This is a genomic window from Desulfacinum hydrothermale DSM 13146 (assembly GCF_900176285.1).
Taxonomy (GTDB): Bacteria; Desulfobacterota; Syntrophobacteria; order Syntrophobacterales; family DSM-9756; genus Desulfacinum; species Desulfacinum hydrothermale.
In genome coordinates this window covers 110,017-126,754 of record NZ_FWXF01000011.1, presented here as the reverse complement: position 1 = coordinate 126,754, position 16,738 = coordinate 110,017, and the positions used below count along the sequence as shown (strand labels likewise).

The 16,738-nt window shown below is 62.2% G+C and carries 15 protein-coding genes and 1 pseudogene; 13 read left to right on the top strand and 3 right to left on the bottom strand.

The features are described 5' to 3' along the window. A partial coding sequence (locus B9A12_RS10915) for a transposase (protein ID WP_245802425.1) occupies window positions 1-362 on the bottom strand: 362 nt, incomplete at its 3' end. On the opposite strand from B9A12_RS10915, the pseudogene B9A12_RS17950 reads away from it, so the two are divergent. From B9A12_RS17950 to B9A12_RS10895, 3 genes and pseudogenes are all read left to right on the top strand, one after another. Next, window positions 336-962: pseudogene (locus B9A12_RS17950) on the top strand (tyrosine-type recombinase/integrase). The gene B9A12_RS10915 and the pseudogene B9A12_RS17950 sit on opposite strands and share 27 nt — an antisense overlap. Before the next feature lie 136 nt (window positions 963-1,098). Then, on the top strand, window positions 1,099-1,326 hold the full coding sequence (locus B9A12_RS10900) for an AbrB/MazE/SpoVT family DNA-binding domain-containing protein (RefSeq protein WP_084057924.1): 228 nt from the start codon (window positions 1,099-1,101) through the stop codon (window positions 1,324-1,326). Window positions 1,327-1,329: 3 nt separating this feature from the next. Continuing rightward, complete coding sequence (locus tag B9A12_RS10895) at window positions 1,330-1,716, top strand: type II toxin-antitoxin system death-on-curing family toxin (RefSeq protein ID WP_084057923.1); 387 nt, start codon at window positions 1,330-1,332, stop codon at window positions 1,714-1,716. A 949-nt stretch (window positions 1,717-2,665) separates the two neighbouring features. Here B9A12_RS10895 and rarD read toward each other — a convergent pair. Beyond that, complete coding sequence (rarD, locus tag B9A12_RS10885; RefSeq protein ID WP_084057921.1) at window positions 2,666-3,583, bottom strand: EamA family transporter RarD; 918 nt, start codon at window positions 3,581-3,583, stop codon at window positions 2,666-2,668. Window positions 3,584-3,726: 143 nt separating this feature from the next. Between rarD and ftcD the strand changes: the two genes are divergently transcribed. The 6 genes from ftcD to B9A12_RS10855 all read left to right on the top strand — a co-directional run bounded on the left by ftcD (window position 3,727) and on the right by B9A12_RS10855 (window position 10,427). Continuing rightward, window positions 3,727-4,644: a glutamate formimidoyltransferase gene (gene ftcD / locus B9A12_RS10880; protein ID WP_084057938.1), complete on the top strand. Its 918-nt coding sequence runs from the start codon at window positions 3,727-3,729 to the stop codon at window positions 4,642-4,644. Beyond that, a complete protein-coding gene (gene hutI / locus B9A12_RS10875) occupies window positions 4,641-5,882 on the top strand; it encodes an imidazolonepropionase (RefSeq protein WP_084057920.1) in 1,242 nt (413 codons plus the stop codon). The genes ftcD and hutI overlap by 4 nt, the downstream gene beginning before the upstream one ends. 253 nt (window positions 5,883-6,135) lie before the next feature. Continuing rightward, window positions 6,136-6,768: a cyclodeaminase/cyclohydrolase family protein gene (locus B9A12_RS10870; RefSeq protein ID WP_170920540.1), complete on the top strand. Its 633-nt coding sequence runs from the start codon at window positions 6,136-6,138 to the stop codon at window positions 6,766-6,768. Continuing rightward, complete coding sequence (gene dusB, locus B9A12_RS10865) at window positions 6,765-7,850, top strand: tRNA dihydrouridine synthase DusB (protein WP_084057918.1); 1,086 nt, start codon at window positions 6,765-6,767, stop codon at window positions 7,848-7,850. The genes B9A12_RS10870 and dusB overlap by 4 nt, the downstream gene beginning before the upstream one ends. Then, window positions 7,847-9,586 carry a 4-hydroxy-3-methylbut-2-enyl diphosphate reductase gene (gene ispH, locus B9A12_RS10860; RefSeq protein WP_084057917.1) on the top strand — a complete coding sequence of 580 codons (1,740 nt, stop codon included), beginning with the start codon at window positions 7,847-7,849 and terminating at the stop codon, window positions 9,584-9,586. Before dusB ends, ispH begins: the two co-directional genes overlap by 4 nt. A gap of 13 nt (window positions 9,587-9,599) precedes the next feature. Further along, window positions 9,600-10,427 (top strand): glycosyltransferase, encoded by an 828-nt coding sequence (locus B9A12_RS10855; protein WP_245802424.1) that lies wholly within the window; start codon window positions 9,600-9,602, stop codon window positions 10,425-10,427. Between the two features lie 85 nt (window positions 10,428-10,512). Here B9A12_RS10855 and B9A12_RS10850 read toward each other — a convergent pair whose 3' ends face one another. After that, window positions 10,513-10,923, bottom strand: coding sequence for an HIT family protein (locus B9A12_RS10850; protein ID WP_084057916.1), 411 nt, complete (start codon window positions 10,921-10,923; stop codon window positions 10,513-10,515). Window positions 10,924-11,081: 158 nt separating this feature from the next. On the opposite strand from B9A12_RS10850, the gene B9A12_RS10845 reads away from it, so the two are divergent. The 4 genes from B9A12_RS10845 to B9A12_RS10830 all read left to right on the top strand — a co-directional run bounded on the left by B9A12_RS10845 (window position 11,082) and on the right by B9A12_RS10830 (window position 16,660). Further along, window positions 11,082-11,465, top strand: a complete 384-nt coding sequence (locus B9A12_RS10845) for a YkgJ family cysteine cluster protein (protein ID WP_084057915.1) — start codon at window positions 11,082-11,084, stop codon at window positions 11,463-11,465. Between the two features lie 88 nt (window positions 11,466-11,553). Further along, a complete protein-coding gene (locus tag B9A12_RS10840) occupies window positions 11,554-12,045 on the top strand; it encodes a MarR family winged helix-turn-helix transcriptional regulator (protein ID WP_084057914.1) in 492 nt (163 codons plus the stop codon). A 14-nt stretch (window positions 12,046-12,059) separates the two neighbouring features. Further along, complete coding sequence (locus tag B9A12_RS10835) at window positions 12,060-13,433, top strand: efflux RND transporter periplasmic adaptor subunit (RefSeq protein WP_084057913.1); 1,374 nt, start codon at window positions 12,060-12,062, stop codon at window positions 13,431-13,433. Then, window positions 13,430-16,660, top strand: coding sequence for an efflux RND transporter permease subunit (locus B9A12_RS10830; RefSeq protein ID WP_084057912.1), 3,231 nt, complete (start codon window positions 13,430-13,432; stop codon window positions 16,658-16,660). The genes B9A12_RS10835 and B9A12_RS10830 overlap by 4 nt, the downstream gene beginning before the upstream one ends. The last annotated feature ends 78 nt before the right edge of the window (window positions 16,661-16,738 follow it).

Here is a 16,738-nt window from a genome sequence, read left to right as displayed (position 1 = left end):
GCACGGATGATTGTGGGGATGGAACCGGGCACCGGTTTGCCGAATTGTTCCACGGTAGGGGCACGGCGCCGCCGTGCCCCTACATCATCCACAATCCAAATGATGCCATGGATGTGGTTGGGCATCACCACGAATTCGTCTTCATGCAACACCACATACGGCCGTACCTGAGCGGTTTTGAACCATTCCGCGCGGACGATTTTCCCATAGGCGTTCAGCCGCATTTCGCCGTCCACGATGCGGCCGAACAAACACGCCCGGTCCTGGGTAACGATGGTGACGAAATAGGCGCCCGCCTGTGAATCGTTGTGCCCTTTCAGACGGATGCTGCGGCGATGGTGTGGTGTCGGGTCGTATTTCATACCCTCGTTCTAAGGTGGACCCCACTGTCAAGGCCAATTGTGGAGCAAATGAAGGTGTTGTCTCAGTTCTTCACAATCCAGCTTCCCAGTTCGTCCGCCACCGCCCGCCGCGACAGGCTCATCGCCAATCTGGTTCTGGGAACCGGCATCCGGCTCCTGGAGTTCGTCTCCCTGGACGTCGACGACGTGGACCTGGGCGCAAAGCACCTGTACATCCGCCCCAAAGCCCAGGTGCCGTAGGTGAAGTCCCTCGAGTCCAATCTCCACTCCCTCCTACGCAGGTACCTCGCGAAACGCCACAGGCAGGGGACCACCGACCAGGCGATCTTCCTCTCCAAGCGTAGGATGCGCCTCTGGGCCCGGCGGGTGCTAAACCGCATCAAGTTCTGGCTCGCTAAGGGGGGCCACAAGGACATCGGCCCCCGCGGCAGGCGGCACACATTCGCCACCCACTTGTACACCACCACCTCCGACCTGCTTGTGATCAAGCGGCCCTCGGCCATCGGGACATCTCCACTCACGGAGATTTATACTCACCTGGTGGTGCTATGCTTCAGACGGATCCCCCGAAGAGGCTCTCGAGCGGCTTCGCTCCAGTAAAACAACCACGAGAATCCCGTGCTCATCCTGGAGCACGGGATTCTCTGCAGTAAGAGTTCTGCGTCTTCAGGTTGACAAACCCTTCTTGATGATACATTGTTATAACAATGGTACACCATACGACGGAGGCAAGACCATGATCAAGACTTTGACAAAACATGGAAACAGTCTGGCGTTGGTGATCGACCGTGCCGTCCTCGATCTTTTGAAGATAGACGCTGACACCCCGCTTGATATTTCCACTGACGGACAGGTGCTCATAGTTTCCCCCGTACGTGACACCGAGCGGCAGAAAAAATTCAAAAAGGCTTTGGAGACAACGAACCGCCGTTACGGTAAGGCTCTCAAGAAACTGGCGGACTGACGCATGACACCCGATTTCCTCAGTCTCGCCGAAGTGTTGGAAATCCATCGGGACCAGATTGAACGATACGGAGGAAGACCCGGTATCCGGGACCTGGGGCTTGTCCAGTCCGCCCTTGCAATGCCGGCAGCCGGGTTCGGCGGTCGCTATCTGCACGGTGACCTTTTCGAGATGGCTGCGGCCTATCTTTTTCATATCGTACGGAACCATCCCTTTGTGGATGGCAACAAGCGAACTGGTGCGGTGGCTGCCTTGGTATTTCTTTCCTTGAACGGTATGGAAATCGAAGCCGGCGAGGATATGTTCGAACAAACGGTACGTGCTGTATCCGAAGGAAAGATGGATAACTCCTCGATCGCCGAATTCTTCCGGGAACACTTCGCTGGTTAGAGTTGGTGTTCCAACAGTCATAGAAATTGGCGCAGTCGGCACCCGGCTCCAGACCGGATCTTTACCCACACATACCACCGTGGTTGTTTGCAAGAGCTATTGAACCTAAATGAATCTATGTTCATTGGCTGTAAGTATTGTTCACATCTCGGTTGCTGTATCGAGCTTTTGGAGTCCTTGACACAAGGTCTGGGTTCCTGGGGGTCCATTTCGTGTTCTACCCAAGTGCCCCCATTCGCCTCACCCAGGCCATGGCTTCCGATAACGAAGGAGGCTTTTCAGGTACGTAGTCGGTCTTGTGGACATAAAAATAGAGAGCCTTCCATTCGATCTCTCTAAAGAACGCTCGCAGGGCACCACAGGGGCCTCACGGCCCAGCATGGTCAGATGATAGATCCGCCACGCCGCCACCATGTCGATACCCAGACAGCTCTGGAGCCCATCCGCACTTGCCAATTGCCGGTTTTTGATGCGGCATCCGCTTTTAAGGGGCCGATGGTACACTTCAATTCCCCGCCGAGCCGAGTACCACTCCACCCGCTTTTGGGCATCCTTAAAGTTGTTGACAGGCAAGGAACCTTTGTCGGAGACGTGGATCTCCATGAGAGGATTCCTCGCCCCTTCAAAGCCATGGGGCTTTTGCCTTTTGAGAAGCCGAACGAGTCCACACCGGTCCAGTTCTGCCAAGGCCTTGCGACAGCTCATGTCTTGGAGCCGACCCCTTGGCGAACGCCAATCGAGCCATTGGCCATACGCAGGGAAGCCTACGGCACGAGATCCCAGGCTCCCCGTCCATCTGGGCCTGAATCCTCGCACACAAACACTTGTTGAAATTTTGGCCGCTGAAATTCAATAACCCTTGTTTGACACTAACAACCACGGTCATTTAAGTGTGTGCCAGGCTCAGGGAGATGGGAGGCCCGTCCCGGCTTCTCTCCCCCCTGGCCCATCACGGATGGCGGGTGGCGATCAGAGAATCCACCGAATAGCAGGCCAATGCCACCCAGATGAGTCCGAAGGTCCAGACCTGGGCCGCTGTAATGGGTTCATGAAAGCGAAAGACCGCCAGCAAGAAAAAAGAGCTGGGGGTGATGTATTGCAAAAAGCCGAGGGTGGCCAGACGGATCCTGCGCGCGCCCAGGTTGAAGAGGAGTAGGGGCACGGCGGTAAAAAGGGCGGCGGCCATGATGAGAAGATCCATGGCCGGCCCGTTCCTGAGAAAGACGCCCCGGCCGTCGCGGTAGAGGCCCCCCAGATAGACCACGGCAAAGCCCGACAGCAGACAGAGTTCCACCACCAGCCCGGTGAGAGCACTCACGGCCACCTTCTTGCGAATCAGGCCGTAGAAGCCGAAGGCGAAGGAGAGCGACAGAGCGATCCAGGGGAACCGGCCGTAGTCCAGCGTCAGATAGGCCACGGCCGCTGCAGCCAGTAGGACGGCCACGACCTGAAGACGCCGCAGCCGCTCCCTGAGAAAGACCACGCCCAAAACCACATTGATGAGGGGATTCATGTAGTAACCCAGACTGGTTTGAAGGACCTCGCCATGGTTGACGGCCCAGATGAAGATGAACCAGTTGCATCCGATGAGGCAGGTGGTGAAGACCAGGGTTCCCAGGGCCTTGAAGGAGCGAAAGATCGACCGGAATTCCTCCCAGCCTTGGAAGACCGTGAGCACGGGAAGGAGGAAGAGAAAAGACCACACCACCCGGTGCATGACGATCTCCAGGGCGGACAGGGCGCTCAGACTCTTCCAGTAGAGAGGACTCACCCCCCATATGGCAAAGGCCCCCGCCGCCAGAACCGCCCCCAGGGCCGGCGAATCGGCGCAGGCCCGTGTTCCAAGACACCTCCAGGCACTCTTCATCAGGCACGATCCACTTGCGGAAAAGACAGCGAAAATGATAGGCAAAGGCCCGCCCACAGCTTGAAGATCACGAGCCGACGGGCATTATGAACACGGTGACACCCATTGTCAAAACCATCACGTGGGAGGAAGGGACCGAGAGCATGGCGCAGATCATCGAATGCGTACCCAATTTCAGTGAAGGTCGTCGCCAGGACGTCATTGAAGCCATCGTGGAGCCCTTCCGGCGCCGACGCGGCTGCGCCCTTTTGGACTACCGGGCCGATGCGGACCACAACCGGCTGGTGGTGAGCCTGGCGGGGGCCCCGGATCCGATCCAGGAAGCCCTTTTGGAGGCGGCCAAGGTGGCCGTGGAACACATCGATCTCAACCAGCACCAGGGGGGCCACCCCCGTATGGGAGCCGTAGATGTGATTCCCTTCGTGCCGCTTCGCAACATCACCATGGAAGCATGCGTGGAGCTGGCCCACCGGTTCGGCAAACGCTACCATGAAGAGACGGGCGTTCCGGTCTATTTCTACGAAGAAGCGGCGCTTCGGCCCGAACGACGGCGCCTGGAAGTGGTGCGAAAAGGCCAGTACGAAGGACTGAAGGAGGCCGTCACCCAGCCGGAACGGCACCCGGACGTGGGCGAACCGAGGCTGCACCCCACGGCGGGAGCCACGGCGGTGGGGGCCCGAAAGATCCTGGTGGCGTTCAACGTGAATCTCGGCACCACCGATGTGCGCGTGGCCAAGGAAATCGCCAAGGCCGTGCGCTCTTCCAGCGGAGGACTCTGCCATGTGAAGGGAATCGGGCTATCACTGGAAGACCGGGGCCTGGTGCAGGTGAGCATGAACGTGGTGGACTATGAAAAAAACGCCCTCTATCGCGTGACGGAGCTCATCCGCATGGAAGCGAAACGGTGGGGGGTTCCCGTGGTGGAGACGGAAGTCTATGGCATGGTGCCCGCCGCCGCCCTGCTGGAAAGCGCCGCCTACTATCTGCAGATCGCCGGTTTTTCGCCCGACCAGGTCATAGAGCTGAAGATGTTGGAGATGCTGGGGAGTGACGGCTCATGATGGACAAGCTCTTTCGAAACGCCACCCTCGTCACCCCGACGGACCCGGGGCGCCCCAAGGCGGGACCGGACCAGGGAGCGGTGCGGGTAGTGGAAAAGGGAGCCCTGTGGTGCCGGGACGGCCTGATCCGGGCCGTGGGTCCCGAGGAAGAGGTGCTCCGATGCCTGCATCCCCACGAGCCGGATCAGGAAGTGGACCTGGAGGGGCGCTGCGTCATTCCGGGATGGGTGGATCCCCACACCCACCTCTGTTTTGCCGTCCCGCGGGAGCGGGAATTTTCCCTGCGCCTTCAAGGGGTGGAATACCTGGAGATCCTTCGCCGCGGCGGCGGTATCCTCTCCACGGTGCGATCCGTTCGGGAAACGGACGAAGAAACGCTTTTTCGAGCCACCCGGCAAAGGGCCCTGTCCGCCCTCCGGTGCGGCACCACCACGGTGGAAATCAAGAGCGGGTACGGCCTGGATACGGAAACGGAGCTGAAGATGCTCCGTGTGATCGGTCGCATCGGCCGGGAAACGCCTCTGGACGTGGTGCCCACCTTTCTGGGGGGCCATGCGGTTCCGGAAGAGTACCGGGATGCCCCTGACGCCTACGTGGACCTGGTCGTGGAGGAAATGATCCCGGCGGCGGTCCGCCAGGGCATCGCCCGGTTCTGCGATGTGTTCTGTGAAAAGGGCGTCTTTTCCGTGGCGCAAAGCCGAAGGATCCTGCAGGCCGCCTCGGCCGCCGGCCTGGGAACCAAGATCCACGCCGACGAAGTGCACGATCTGGGCGGTGCAGGCCTGGCGGCGGAAGTGGGGGCCGTGTCGGCGGAGCACCTGCTGGCAGCATCGGAAGACAACCTGCGCGCCATGGCCCGGGCCGGCACCATCGGCGTGGTTCTTCCGGCCACGGCCTACAGCCTTCGAAAACTGTTTGCGCCGGCCCGCACCATGGTGGATCTGGGCGTCCCGGTGGCGCTGGCCACCGACTGCAATCCCGGATCTTCCTACACGGAATCCATGCCCTTCGTGTTCGGCCTGGCCGTACTGCTCATGGGCCTTTCGGTGGAAGAGGCGCTGACCGCATCCACCTTGAATGCCGCCTACGCCTTGGGGATGGCCCACAAGGTGGGCAGCCTGGACGTGGGCAAGCAGGCGGACTTTCTGGTGCTGGAAGGCGAAACCCCGGCCGTGATCGCCTACCATGCGGGCGCCAACCCGGTGGTCCAGGTGTATAAGAAAGGGGAAAGGGTCTAAGGGGAGATCCCTGGGGAGGCTGTCCGAGAACGCTTGGGTTGCTCCCTTCTCAAGCCGCCGGAAGGTTGGGGCGGCCAGAGGGCCCGTGCTGCCGGCCCAACTTTGCGGGAGCAGGGGCGGGTTCCGCCCCCCTACTCTCAAAAACATCACATGGCACAGTGGAATTGCATTTGTCAGAACGCCCCAAAAGGCCGAGAGACCCTTGTCGGACAGGCTCCCAGTGCCTCACACTGTCTTCAAGGGAGGAGAATGGGTGAAAGATCTCAATCAACTGACGGTGACGGAGTTTCTACAGGAACTGGCTTCGGAAAACCCGGTCCCCGGAGGCGGAAGCACCGCGGCTTTGGCCGGAGCCCTGGCCGCAGCCCTCACAGCCATGGTGGCCAGGCTCACGGTGGGTAAAGAAAAGTTCAAGGACCGCTGGGAGACCCTGGAGGCCATCGAAAAGCGGGCCGCCCAGGAGATCCCGCGTTTTCAGTCCCTGGTGCAGCGCGACACCGAGGCTTACCAGGCGGTGGTGGATGCCTTTCGTCGGCCCAAGGAAACCGAAGAGGAGAAGCGTGCCCGGAGCGCGGCCATCCAGGAGGCCTTCAAGGAGGCCGCCCGCGTCCCCCTGGAAACCCTGCTCGCTCTCGAGCGGTTGGTGGGCGATGCGCTGGAAGCGGTCCGGTCCGGGAATCCCAACGCCTCCAGCGATGCCGGCGCCGCCGTCCAGATGATTCAGGCCGGAGCCACCGTGGCCGCCTACAACGTCTGGATCAACCTGGGTTCCATCAAAGATGAAGCCTTTGGGGCGGCCGCCCGGGAAAAGACGGACGCCGCCCTGGCAACGATCCGGGACGCCGCCGCCCGCTGTCACGATCTTCTGGCCAAGGAGTTGCTGTGAGCCTGCGCATCGGCTCCATACACGTGGACCCGCCCCTTGTCATGGCCCCCATGGCGGGGATCACCGACCGGGTTTTCCACCGGATCATGGCCCGGTTCGGTGCCGGCATGGTGGTCACCGAAATGGTGAGTTCGGAAGGGTTCCGCCGTGGAGATCCCGCCAGCCGCCGCCTTCTGGCGCGGGATCCAAAGATGCCCATCCCCGTGGCGGTTCAGATCTTCGGCCGGGATCCGGAGGCCATGGCGGAAGTGGCCCGAGCGGCCGAAGACCACGGGGCCGCCGTGGTGGACGTCAACGCCGGATGTCCCATCCGCAAGGTGGCCCGCCAGGGAGCCGGAGCGGCCCTGCTCAAGGAGCCGGATCAGCTGCTGCGCATCGTAGAGCGCGTCAAGCAGGCCGTGGGGGTCCCTGTTACCGTCAAGACCCGCCTCGGCTGGGACCGGCAGAGTCTGTGCATCTTGGAAGTGGCCAAGAGGCTGGAAGAGGCCGGAGTGGACGCCGTCACGCTGCATGCCCGCACCGCCCGCCAGCTCTACGGGGGCCGCGCGGACTGGAGCTGGATTCGGCGAGTCAAGGAAGCGGTCTCCATTCCCGTAATTGGCAACGGAGACGTGGTCTTTCCGGAAGATTTTCACCGCATGATCCAAGAAACGGGCTGTGAGGCGGTCATGATCGGCCGGGGCGCCCTGGGAAACCCGTGGCTTTTCCAGGTGATCGCCTGGCAGCTGGGCCGATCTCCCCACGTGCCCGCGGCGCCCGACTGGGAAGACTTCCGGCGCACGGTCCGCGACCACGCCCTGGAGTTCATGGGCGAAAAACCACGAGCCGTCGGCATCCTGCGCAAGCTCCTCGTCTGGTATTCCAAAGGATGTCCCGAATCCTCCTCTCTGCGCGGCCGGATCATGGCGGCCCGAAACGCCCGGGAAATGCTGGATCTCTTCGACGCCTGGCTGGATGAACAGGCTGGCAAGGGCCTGGATTTTCTCCATTGCAAGATCCACAAGCGCCCCCTCCTGAAACATATCGACCTGGAAGGACTGCCGGGACGTCACTCCACGGCCTGGGAAAGGATGCCCGCATGAAGGTGTTGGTGGCGGAGACCGCCGGGTTCTGCCGCGGCGTACGGACGGCTTTGGAAATGACCTTGGAAGCGACCCGCTCGAAGCCGGGAGAGCCCCTGCGCACCTTCGGGCCGCTCATCCACAACCGCCAGGTCCTGGCCATGCTCGAACAACGGGGCGTCACGGAAGCTCGAGACCTGGAGGAATGCCGGGACCAATGGGTCATCGTGCGGGCCCACGGCATTCCGCCCGATCAACGCCGACGCCTCAAGCAGATCGGCCGGGGTCTCATCGACGCCACGTGCAAGAGGGTGGCCCGCGTGCAGGCCATCATTCGCAAACACGCGAGAAAAGGCTACCACATCGTCATTGCGGGCGACGAAGATCACGCCGAAGTTATCGGCCTCATGGGATATGCGGAAGGCCGGGGCACCGTGATCCGGAAACCGGAACAGGTGGACACCCTGCCCGCCTGGGATCAGGTGCTCCTGGTGGCCCAGACCACCCAGAACGAAGAGGTCTTCCAGGCCATCGTGGATCGATTCCGAAAGAAGTTCCCCCACGGGATCGTGGAAAACACCATCTGCAACGCCACCCATGACCGGCAGCGCGAGGTGCGGGAGCTGTGCCGACAGGTGGACGCCATGGTGATCGTGGGCGGCTACCACAGCGGCAACACGGTGCGGCTGGCGGAGGTGGCCCGCGAATGCGGCGTGCCCACCTACCACGTGGAAACGGAAAAAGATCTGGATCCCGGCCGCATGGCCCGGTACGCCACGGTGGGAGTTTCCGCCGGGGCCTCCACGCCCAACTGGATGATCCGGAACGTGGTCCGCTTCCTGGAAGGGATCGAGTGGGAATTGGAAGACAAGGGCACGGGATGGAAACGCCTCCTGGAGATGCTCGCCTACAACAACCTGGGCTGCTCCCTGGCCGCAGGGCTCTTGGTGGCCGCCGTGTCGGCGCTCACGGGCCTTCCCATCCAGCTTCCCCACATGATCATGGCCGCCGCCTACGCTTTTTCCATGCATACCCTGAACCGCTACCTGGACCACGAGGCCCTCAAGCTCAACGACCCAGAACGGGCGGCCTTCTACCAGAGGTGGCGAAAGGTGTTTACGACGGCCAGCATCCTGTCGGCCCTGTCGGCCCTCTTGCTGGCCGCCGGCCAGGGACCGTGGTCCGCCATCGTGCTGCTCCTGCTCCTGGCCTTTGGATCCCTCTATGCGGTGCCCATCTTTGAGCGCCGTTTCTTTACCCAGCGAAATATCTTGACCATCAAGGACATCCCGGGATCCAAGACCTTCATGGTGCCCTTGGCCTGGGCCTGCGTCACGGTCTGGGTTCCCCACCTGCACCATCTGACAGACGGCTTCGGCCGACTTCTCTGGGCCTTCCCGCTGGTCTTTCTGCTGGTGCTCCTGAGAACGGCCCTGCTGGACTGCCTGGACATTCAGGGAGACCGCCTGGTGGGCCGGGAAACCATCGTGGTGCTGCTGGGAGAACACAAGACGATGCGGCTTCTTCTGACAGCCGCCGTGGCCCTGGCCGTCTTGCTGGTGGCAGGCCTTCGGCTGGGGCTCACCACGTCCTTCGCCCTGTTCTGGCTCCCCGCCGCGGCCGCCTACGGTGTCTTTGCCAAGGTATCCCGGGGAAAGCGGTTGAAAGACGCCCCCGTGCTGGAAACCATGATTGAGCTGGTGATCGTGGCACTGGGGGTTCTGGGGGCTTTCTGGCTGTGGATGGAAAGCTTCTAGACGGAAAACCACCGTGACCGACCTGGTGAGCGTCATCATCCCCACCCACAATCGGGCCCACATGGTCCGGGAGGCGGTGGATTCCGTTCTGGCCCAGGAAGGCGTCCGGATGGAAATCATCGTGGTGGACGACGGCTCAACAGATGAGACGCCGGAGGTGTTGGCCCCCTACCGGGACCGCATCCTTGTGATCCGACAGTCCAACCGGGGGGTGAGCGCCGCGCGCAACCGCGGCGTGCAGGCCGCCCGAGGCCAATGGATCGCCTTTCTCGATTCCGACGACCTGTGGCTGCCGGGAAAACTCCGGGCACAGCTCGATTTTTTTGCCGCACACCCCCGCTGGCTCATCTGCCAGACGGAAGAAGTGTGGATCCGAAACGGAAGACGCTGGAATCCCAAAAGATACCATGCCAAGCCGTCGGGACACTGTTTTGACCGGCTGCTGGAAAGGTGCCTGATCAGCCCATCGGCGGTGATGCTACACCGGAGCCTGCTGGAGCAGGTGGGGCTCTTTGACGAAGACCTTCCCGCCTGCGAAGACTACGACCTGTGGCTCCGGATCGGATGCCGCCACCCCATCGGCCTGGTACCGAAACCGCTGGTGATCAAGCGCGGAGGCCACGCCGACCAGCTTTCCGCCTCGGTCCCCGCCCTGGACCGATACCGGATCCGGGCCATCGCACGCCTTCTAAAAACCCGAGAACTGTCACAAGAACAGCGCGCTCAGGCCATCGCCGTGCTCCAGAAAAAGACGCGCATCTACGCCCAGGGATGCCGGAAAAGGGGCCGGGAAGACGAAGCCCGTGCCGTCCTTTCCCTGGCCTCCCGCCTGCAAACCTGACCCGTCCCCACGGGGCAGATGGCCTGCCCCTGGGGACCGGCGATCCCTATCCCGGCCCCGAAAGGCGCCCGCCTGAGCCAAGCGCCTAAAAGGCCTTTCGAATCTTTTCCAGCACCGCCTCCATCTCTCCGGGGCCATACTGCTTGGCCGGCCAGGGAACCTTGAACCCGTCTCCGGTCTTTCGCGGCATGAGATGAAAATGGACATGAAAGATCTCTTGGCCGGATATTTCGTAATTGTTTTGCAATATATTCATCCCTTCGGCGCCCATGGCCTTGAAGACGGCCGAGGCCACCTTGGGCAGTGCCGCCCCACAGGCCGCCGCCTCTTCGGCACTCAGGTCGAAGATCGTTTCCGCATGCTTTTTGGTAATGAGCAGGGTGTGGCCCGGCATGAGAGGGTTGATGTCGAGAAAGGCCAGCACATGATCGTCCTCATAGACCTTGGCGCAGGGAATCTGTCCGGCAACAATCTTGCAAAAGATGCACTCCGACATATCCTCTCCTCCTTTGCTATGAAAGTCTTCGTAAGGCCCCAACCGTTGCTTCGCCCATACTCGCTCCCTATAATTCCAATCGCCTCCCACCATACGATGGGACGCCTTTTCCTGACAACACGTTTGCAGAAAAACCACCGCCAAAATGGAGCGCAAAGATGACACCTGGATCCAACGGCTCAAAGGATTTCACCCTGGAGGACCTCTACGCCCTGATCCCGGAGATGCAATGCATCGACGGGTGCACCGACTGCTGCCGCCGCTTCGGCGTGCCGTCCCGCACCCCCCTGGAAGACGCCCGCATCCGGGCCTACCTGGAGGCCCAAGGAAGGGACATGGGCTCCGCCCAGGGCACCACCTGCCCCTACCTTTCGGAGCACGGATGCACCATCTACCCCGTCCGTCCCTTCACCTGCCGCCTTTTCGGCACATCCCCCAACTACCGGTGTCCCCACGGCGCCCGCCCCCTGGAGCTGTTGCACGAGGACCTGGAAGCCGAGATCTTCGCCCGATACCAGGACTTTTTTCCCCGGCTGGCCTGAACGAGCCTTTGCCCTTGACACAGAAAGTTCCCGGGGTATGTTTGATTACCAACTATTTTGCATCTCTAACATTTGAGGAGGCCTTCCCGTGTGCCCCGCCCAAACCCCCTTGGAGCAGGCCCGGTTTATCTTCAACACGAGCCGATTGATTCGGGACCGAATCAGCCGCATCGTGTCCGCCCGCCAGGCCCATGGCGGCCGTCTCGCCCGCTTCGGGGAAATCTCGGTGTCCCAACTGCACGCCCTCTTCTTTATTCGCGAACGGGGGCACATGACCATCAAGGACCTGGCGGAAACCCTCAGCGTTTCCGCCCCGTCGGCATCCTCCATGGTGGACCGGCTTGTGGACAAGGGCCTGGTGATGCGGGAACCGGACCCGCAGGACCGGCGCCGTGTGTTTGTGCGCATTTCGCCCGAGGCCACCCGGGACATGGAGGTCTTGGAGGAGACGGTCCTCCAGGCCTTCGTGGATCTGGTGGAAGAGTTGGGGCCGGAGACGAGCCGGGACTGGTGCCGCATCCTGGAGCGGGTGCATTCCGTTCTCAACGATGAAACGAAACGGCTTGAAAGGCTGCCTTAGAAGGACATGGGTGCATGACGGCTCGTAAGAAGGAAGAAGGGACGGATCGCAGGGTCTTTTTTCGCATCGCCGTCTGCGTGGCGATCCTGGCCGTGGGGATCGCCGCCATGGCGGTCCTTTCCAAGCTCAAAAAGCCTCCCGTGGAAGCGGTGGAGACAGAGCAGGCCCTGAAGGTCCAGGCGATGCGGGCTGTGTACGAGGATGTGCCCGTGGTGTTGCGCGGCCATGGCAACGCCGCACCCGTGGACACGGCCACCCTGTCCTCTCAGGTTTCGGGCACCGTGGTCTTCGTCCATCCGCGCCTGGACGTGGGTGAGATCATCCCCAAGGGGGACGTGCTCTTTCGGATCGATCCCCGGGACTACGAAACGGCGCTGGAACAAGCCCAGGCCTCGGTGGCGCAATGGACCAGCACCGTGGAGCGGCTCCGGCGCGAATATCAGCGGGAACAGGCCCGCCTGGGGCCGCTCACCCGCACGAGGGATTTGGCCCGGTCCGAATTTGAGCGCCTCCGGCGCCTCTACACCCAGAACAAAGTGGGCACCCGCAGCGGGGTGGAGGCGGCCGAGAAGGCCTATCAGCAGGCCCTGGACCAGCTGAACGTGCTGCGCCGTTCCCTGGCCGTCTATCCTCAACGGATCCAGGAAGCCGAAAGCAACCTGCGATCGGCCCAGGCCCAAAGAGAGCAGGCCCGGATCCGCCTGGAACGCTGCACGGTGAAGGCTCCCTTCGACGGCCGGGTCACTTCCGTTTCGGTGGAGATCGGACAATACCTTGCCCCGGGAACCCCCGCCGTCAGCCTGGCCGACGATTCCATGCTGGAAATCGCCGTGTCCCTCGACAGCCGGGACGCACGCCGCTGGCTCCTTTTCGACCGAACCTCCTCCCGTCCTCCGGTGGCCTGGTTTCAGAACATCCGCCATGTGCCCTGCCGGATCCGATGGACGGAAGATCCGTCCGGTCATGAATGGACCGGCACGCTGCATCGCGTCATGGACTACGACCGGAAGACGAGGACCGTCACCGTGGCGGTTCGTGTGACGGCGCAGGAAGCGGCCCGCACCACCGCCGGCGGCCTGCCCCTGGTGGCCGGCATGTTCTGTTCGGTGGACATCCCGGGAAAGACGATGGAGCGGGTGGTCCGGGTTCCCCGCTGGGCCGTCACCTTTGACAACACGGTCTATCTGGCCGTCAACAAACGCCTCAAAACGGTGGATGTGCAGGTGGCTCGTATCCAGGGGGACGAAGCCTTCCTTTCCGACGGCGTGCAAGAGGGGGACATGGTGATCGTGACCCGCCTGGTGAGCCCTTTGGAAGACATGCTTTTGGAGGTTGAGCCGGCCGACAGGAAAGCCGCGCGAACCGCGCGTGAGGACAAGAGATCATGAAGCGCCTTCTCACGGCCTTCGCCCGCAACACCGTCTTTGCCAACATCATGCTGGTCCTCATCTTCTTTGCCGGGATCACGGCCGCCACGTCCATGATCAAAGAGATCTTTCCAGAATTTTCCCTGGACATGATCACCGTGACGGTCCCCTATCCGGGGGCGGACCCGGAAGAGGTGGAAGAAGGGATCTGCCGAAAGATCGAGGAAGCCCTGGAGGGGGTGGAAGGGATCAAGCAGATCACCACCAAGGCCCGGGAAGGGGCGGGAACGGCCGTGATCGAGGTGCGCGAAACCTTCGACCTGCGGGTGGTCCTGGACCGAGTCCGGAGCAAGATCGATTCCATCTCCACCTTTCCCCTGGACGCCGAGGAGCCCATCATCACGGACCTGACGGTTCGAAACCCCGTGGTCCTGGTCTATCTGGCCGGCCGCATGGGGGAAGCTCGCCTCAAGGAATGGTCCGAGCGGGTCAAGGACGAACTCCAAATGCTTCCGCAGGTCTCCCAGGTGGAGACCTTCGGAATCCGTGACTACGAGATCGCCGTGGAGGTCTCCGAAGAGGCGCTCCGCCGCTACGGTCTCACCTTTTCGCAGGTGGTTCAAACCGTGCGCCGCAGCAACCTCAACCTGGCCGGAGGCACCATCCGCACCAAGGGTGAAGAGATCCGCCTGCGCACCGTGGGACGCAAGTACACGGGAGAGGAACTGGCCTCCATCGTGCTCCTGACCACTCCCGACGGGGACATGGTCCCCCTGGGCCGGGTGGCCCGCATCGTGGACGGGTTCACGGAAGACCCCATCCGAGCCACCATCAACGGCGATCCCGCAGCCATGCTCGTGGTCTTCAAAACGTCGGAAGAAGACGCCCTTAAGATCTCCCAGGCCGTCCACGACTACGTGCAACGAGCCCAGCGTAAGCTTCCGGAAACCTTGAAGATCAAGATCCTCTACGACACCACGGACATGCTCCGGGCCCGCATCAACCTTCTGGTCAAAAACGGCCTCTACGGCCTGGTGATCGTCCTGCTCACCCTGTGGCTCTTCCTGGACGCCCGTTTGGCCTTCTGGGCCGGCATGGGGATCCCCGTCTCCATCGCCGGGGCCCTGGCCATCGTGTGGGGCCTGGGAGGCACCATCAACATGATCTCCCTCTTCGCCTTCATCATGGTCCTGGGGATCGTGGTGGACGATGCCATCGTGGTGGGGGAGGCCATCTTCGTCCACCGGAAACGGGGCGAGTCGCCTCTGGGAGCCGCGGTGGAGGGAGTGTCCGAGGTGGGGCTTCCCGTGATCGCCGCGGTGACCACCACCGTCGTGGCCTTTTTGCCTCTGGCCTATGTGGGCGGCATCATGGGAAAGTTCATCGCCATATTACCCCAGGTGGTCACCGCCTGCCTGATCATCTCCCTGACCGAGTGCCTGCTCCTTTTGCCCGCACACCTGAGTCACTTGCCGGACCCCAATCAGGCCACAGCCGGCCGCAAGGGATTCCTGGGCCGTGTGCATCGGATCCAACGGTCGGTGAGCGCCGGCATGGAATGGTTCGTGGCCCGCATCTACGCCCCCTTTCTCAGCACCGTCCTTCGCTGGCGGTACATCGGGCTGTGCGCCGCCGTCGCCGTACTGCTCATGAGCATCGGCCTCATCCGGGGCGGGATCGTAAAATTTGTTGTCTTTCCGGAAATCGACGGCTTCATTGTGACCGCCACCGTGCAGTTTCCCGAGGGAACGCCGGTGGAAGTGACCCAGGAGGCGATAACGCGCTTGGAGGCTTCGCTTCTTCGCCTGAACCAGCGGATGAAGACCCTTTCCGGGGAACCCCTGCTGGTGGATCGCCTGGCCCTGGTGGGGGAAACCATCGGGGACGTTCCCAGCTACGGGCCCCATTACGGGGCGGTGCAAGCCATCTTGCTGCCTCCGGAACGGCGCGGCATTCACTCCAAAGACATCATGGTGGAATGGGAAAAGGAAACGGGCCCCATTCCCGGCATCAAATCCCTCACCTTCCAGGGCATGGAGGCGGGCCCCCCCGGAGCGCCCATCGAGATCTGGCTCCAGGGCCATCGAATGGATCAGATCCTGGCGGCCTCCCAGGAACTCATGGAGCGATTGCGAAAGTTCGATGGGGTCTACCAGATTCGCTCCGACTATTCGGCCGGCAAGCGGGAGCTTCGCCTTCACCTGAAACCGGAAGCCCGGCCCCTGGGTATTACCCTGGACGATCTGGCCCGGCAGATCTACGCCGGCTACTACGGGGAGGAAGCCCTGCGCATCCAGCGGGGACGGGACGACATTCGCATCAAGGTGCGCTACACCGAAGGGGAACGCCGGGATCTGTCCCGGTTGCAGGAGGTGCGCATCCGCACCCCTCAAGGATCCCAAATCCCCTTGCGATCGGTGGCAGACTTTGAGGTGGCTCCCGGTTTTTCGGAGATCACCCGTACGGACGGGATGCGGCGCGTGGCGGTGAGCGCCGCCGTGGACACGGACCGGGCCAACGCCAACGAGATCTTCCAGCAGCTGTCGGCAACCTTCTTTCCCCAATTGCGCCGCACCTACCCCGACGTGCACGTGGCCCTGCAGGGGGAAAAGAAGAAGATGCGCGAGTCCCTGGACAGCCTGAAGATCGGTTTTCCCATGGCGCTGTTGGGGATCTTCATCATCATCGCCACCATCTTCCGAAGCTACATCCAGCCGGTGGTGATCATGATCACCGTCCCCTTCGGGCTCATCGGAGCCGTGGCGGGGCACCTGGTCCTGGGCTACGATCTTTCGATCATGAGCCTTTTCGGCATGGTGGCCCTCACCGGCGTGGTGGTCAACGACGCCATCGTTCTCATCGAGCGCATCAACGAAAACCTGGCGGAGGGGATGCGGTTTTTCGAGGCCATCATCGAAGGGGGCAAGCGCCGGTTTCGAGCCATCATTCTGACGACGATCAGCACCGTGGGCGGCCTCATGCCCATGATCCTGGAGACGGACTTCCAAGCCAAATTCCTGATCCCCATGGCCCTGGCACTGGCGGCGGGGGTCCTGTTCGCCACCGTCCTCACCCTGGTCCTCGTGCCGGGTCTTTACACGATCCTAAACGACGTGCGGCTGCTTTGGTTCCGAATGCGCCGGGGACGGTGGCCCGAAAGCCGGGAGTCGGTGGAACCCGCACGGCATCGCAAGCAGGACGAAACGCGCGTGGAATCCGCACAGGAAAAGGCGGCTTGGGCCGCCTGAGTGCCCCTGCGTCGTGCGTGTGGAGTGACGATTGCCCCGGCGGCTGCACTGCTTTGTTGTGAGGGCCGCCGGCAAAGC

Excerpts from the sequence above, each read along its gene's own strand:
- ispH (WP_084057917.1), top strand. The coding sequence starts at position 7,847 with ATGAAGGTGTTGGTGGCGGAGACCGCCGGGTTCTGCCGCGGCGTACGG.
- B9A12_RS10900 (WP_084057924.1), top strand. The coding sequence starts at position 1,099 with ATGATCAAGACTTTGACAAAACATGGAAACAGTCTGGCGTTGGTGATC.
- B9A12_RS10845 (WP_084057915.1), top strand. The coding sequence starts at position 11,082 with ATGACACCTGGATCCAACGGCTCAAAGGATTTCACCCTGGAGGACCTC.
- B9A12_RS10850 (WP_084057916.1), bottom strand. The coding sequence starts at position 10,923 with ATGTCGGAGTGCATCTTTTGCAAGATTGTTGCCGGACAGATTCCCTGC.
- rarD (WP_084057921.1), bottom strand. The coding sequence starts at position 3,583 with ATGAAGAGTGCCTGGAGGTGTCTTGGAACACGGGCCTGCGCCGATTCG.
- B9A12_RS10835 (WP_084057913.1), top strand. The coding sequence starts at position 12,060 with ATGACGGCTCGTAAGAAGGAAGAAGGGACGGATCGCAGGGTCTTTTTT.
- B9A12_RS10895 (WP_084057923.1), top strand. The coding sequence starts at position 1,330 with ATGACACCCGATTTCCTCAGTCTCGCCGAAGTGTTGGAAATCCATCGG.
- B9A12_RS10830 (WP_084057912.1), top strand. The coding sequence starts at position 13,430 with ATGAAGCGCCTTCTCACGGCCTTCGCCCGCAACACCGTCTTTGCCAAC.
- hutI (WP_084057920.1), top strand. The coding sequence starts at position 4,641 with ATGATGGACAAGCTCTTTCGAAACGCCACCCTCGTCACCCCGACGGAC.
- ftcD (WP_084057938.1), top strand. The coding sequence starts at position 3,727 with ATGGCGCAGATCATCGAATGCGTACCCAATTTCAGTGAAGGTCGTCGC.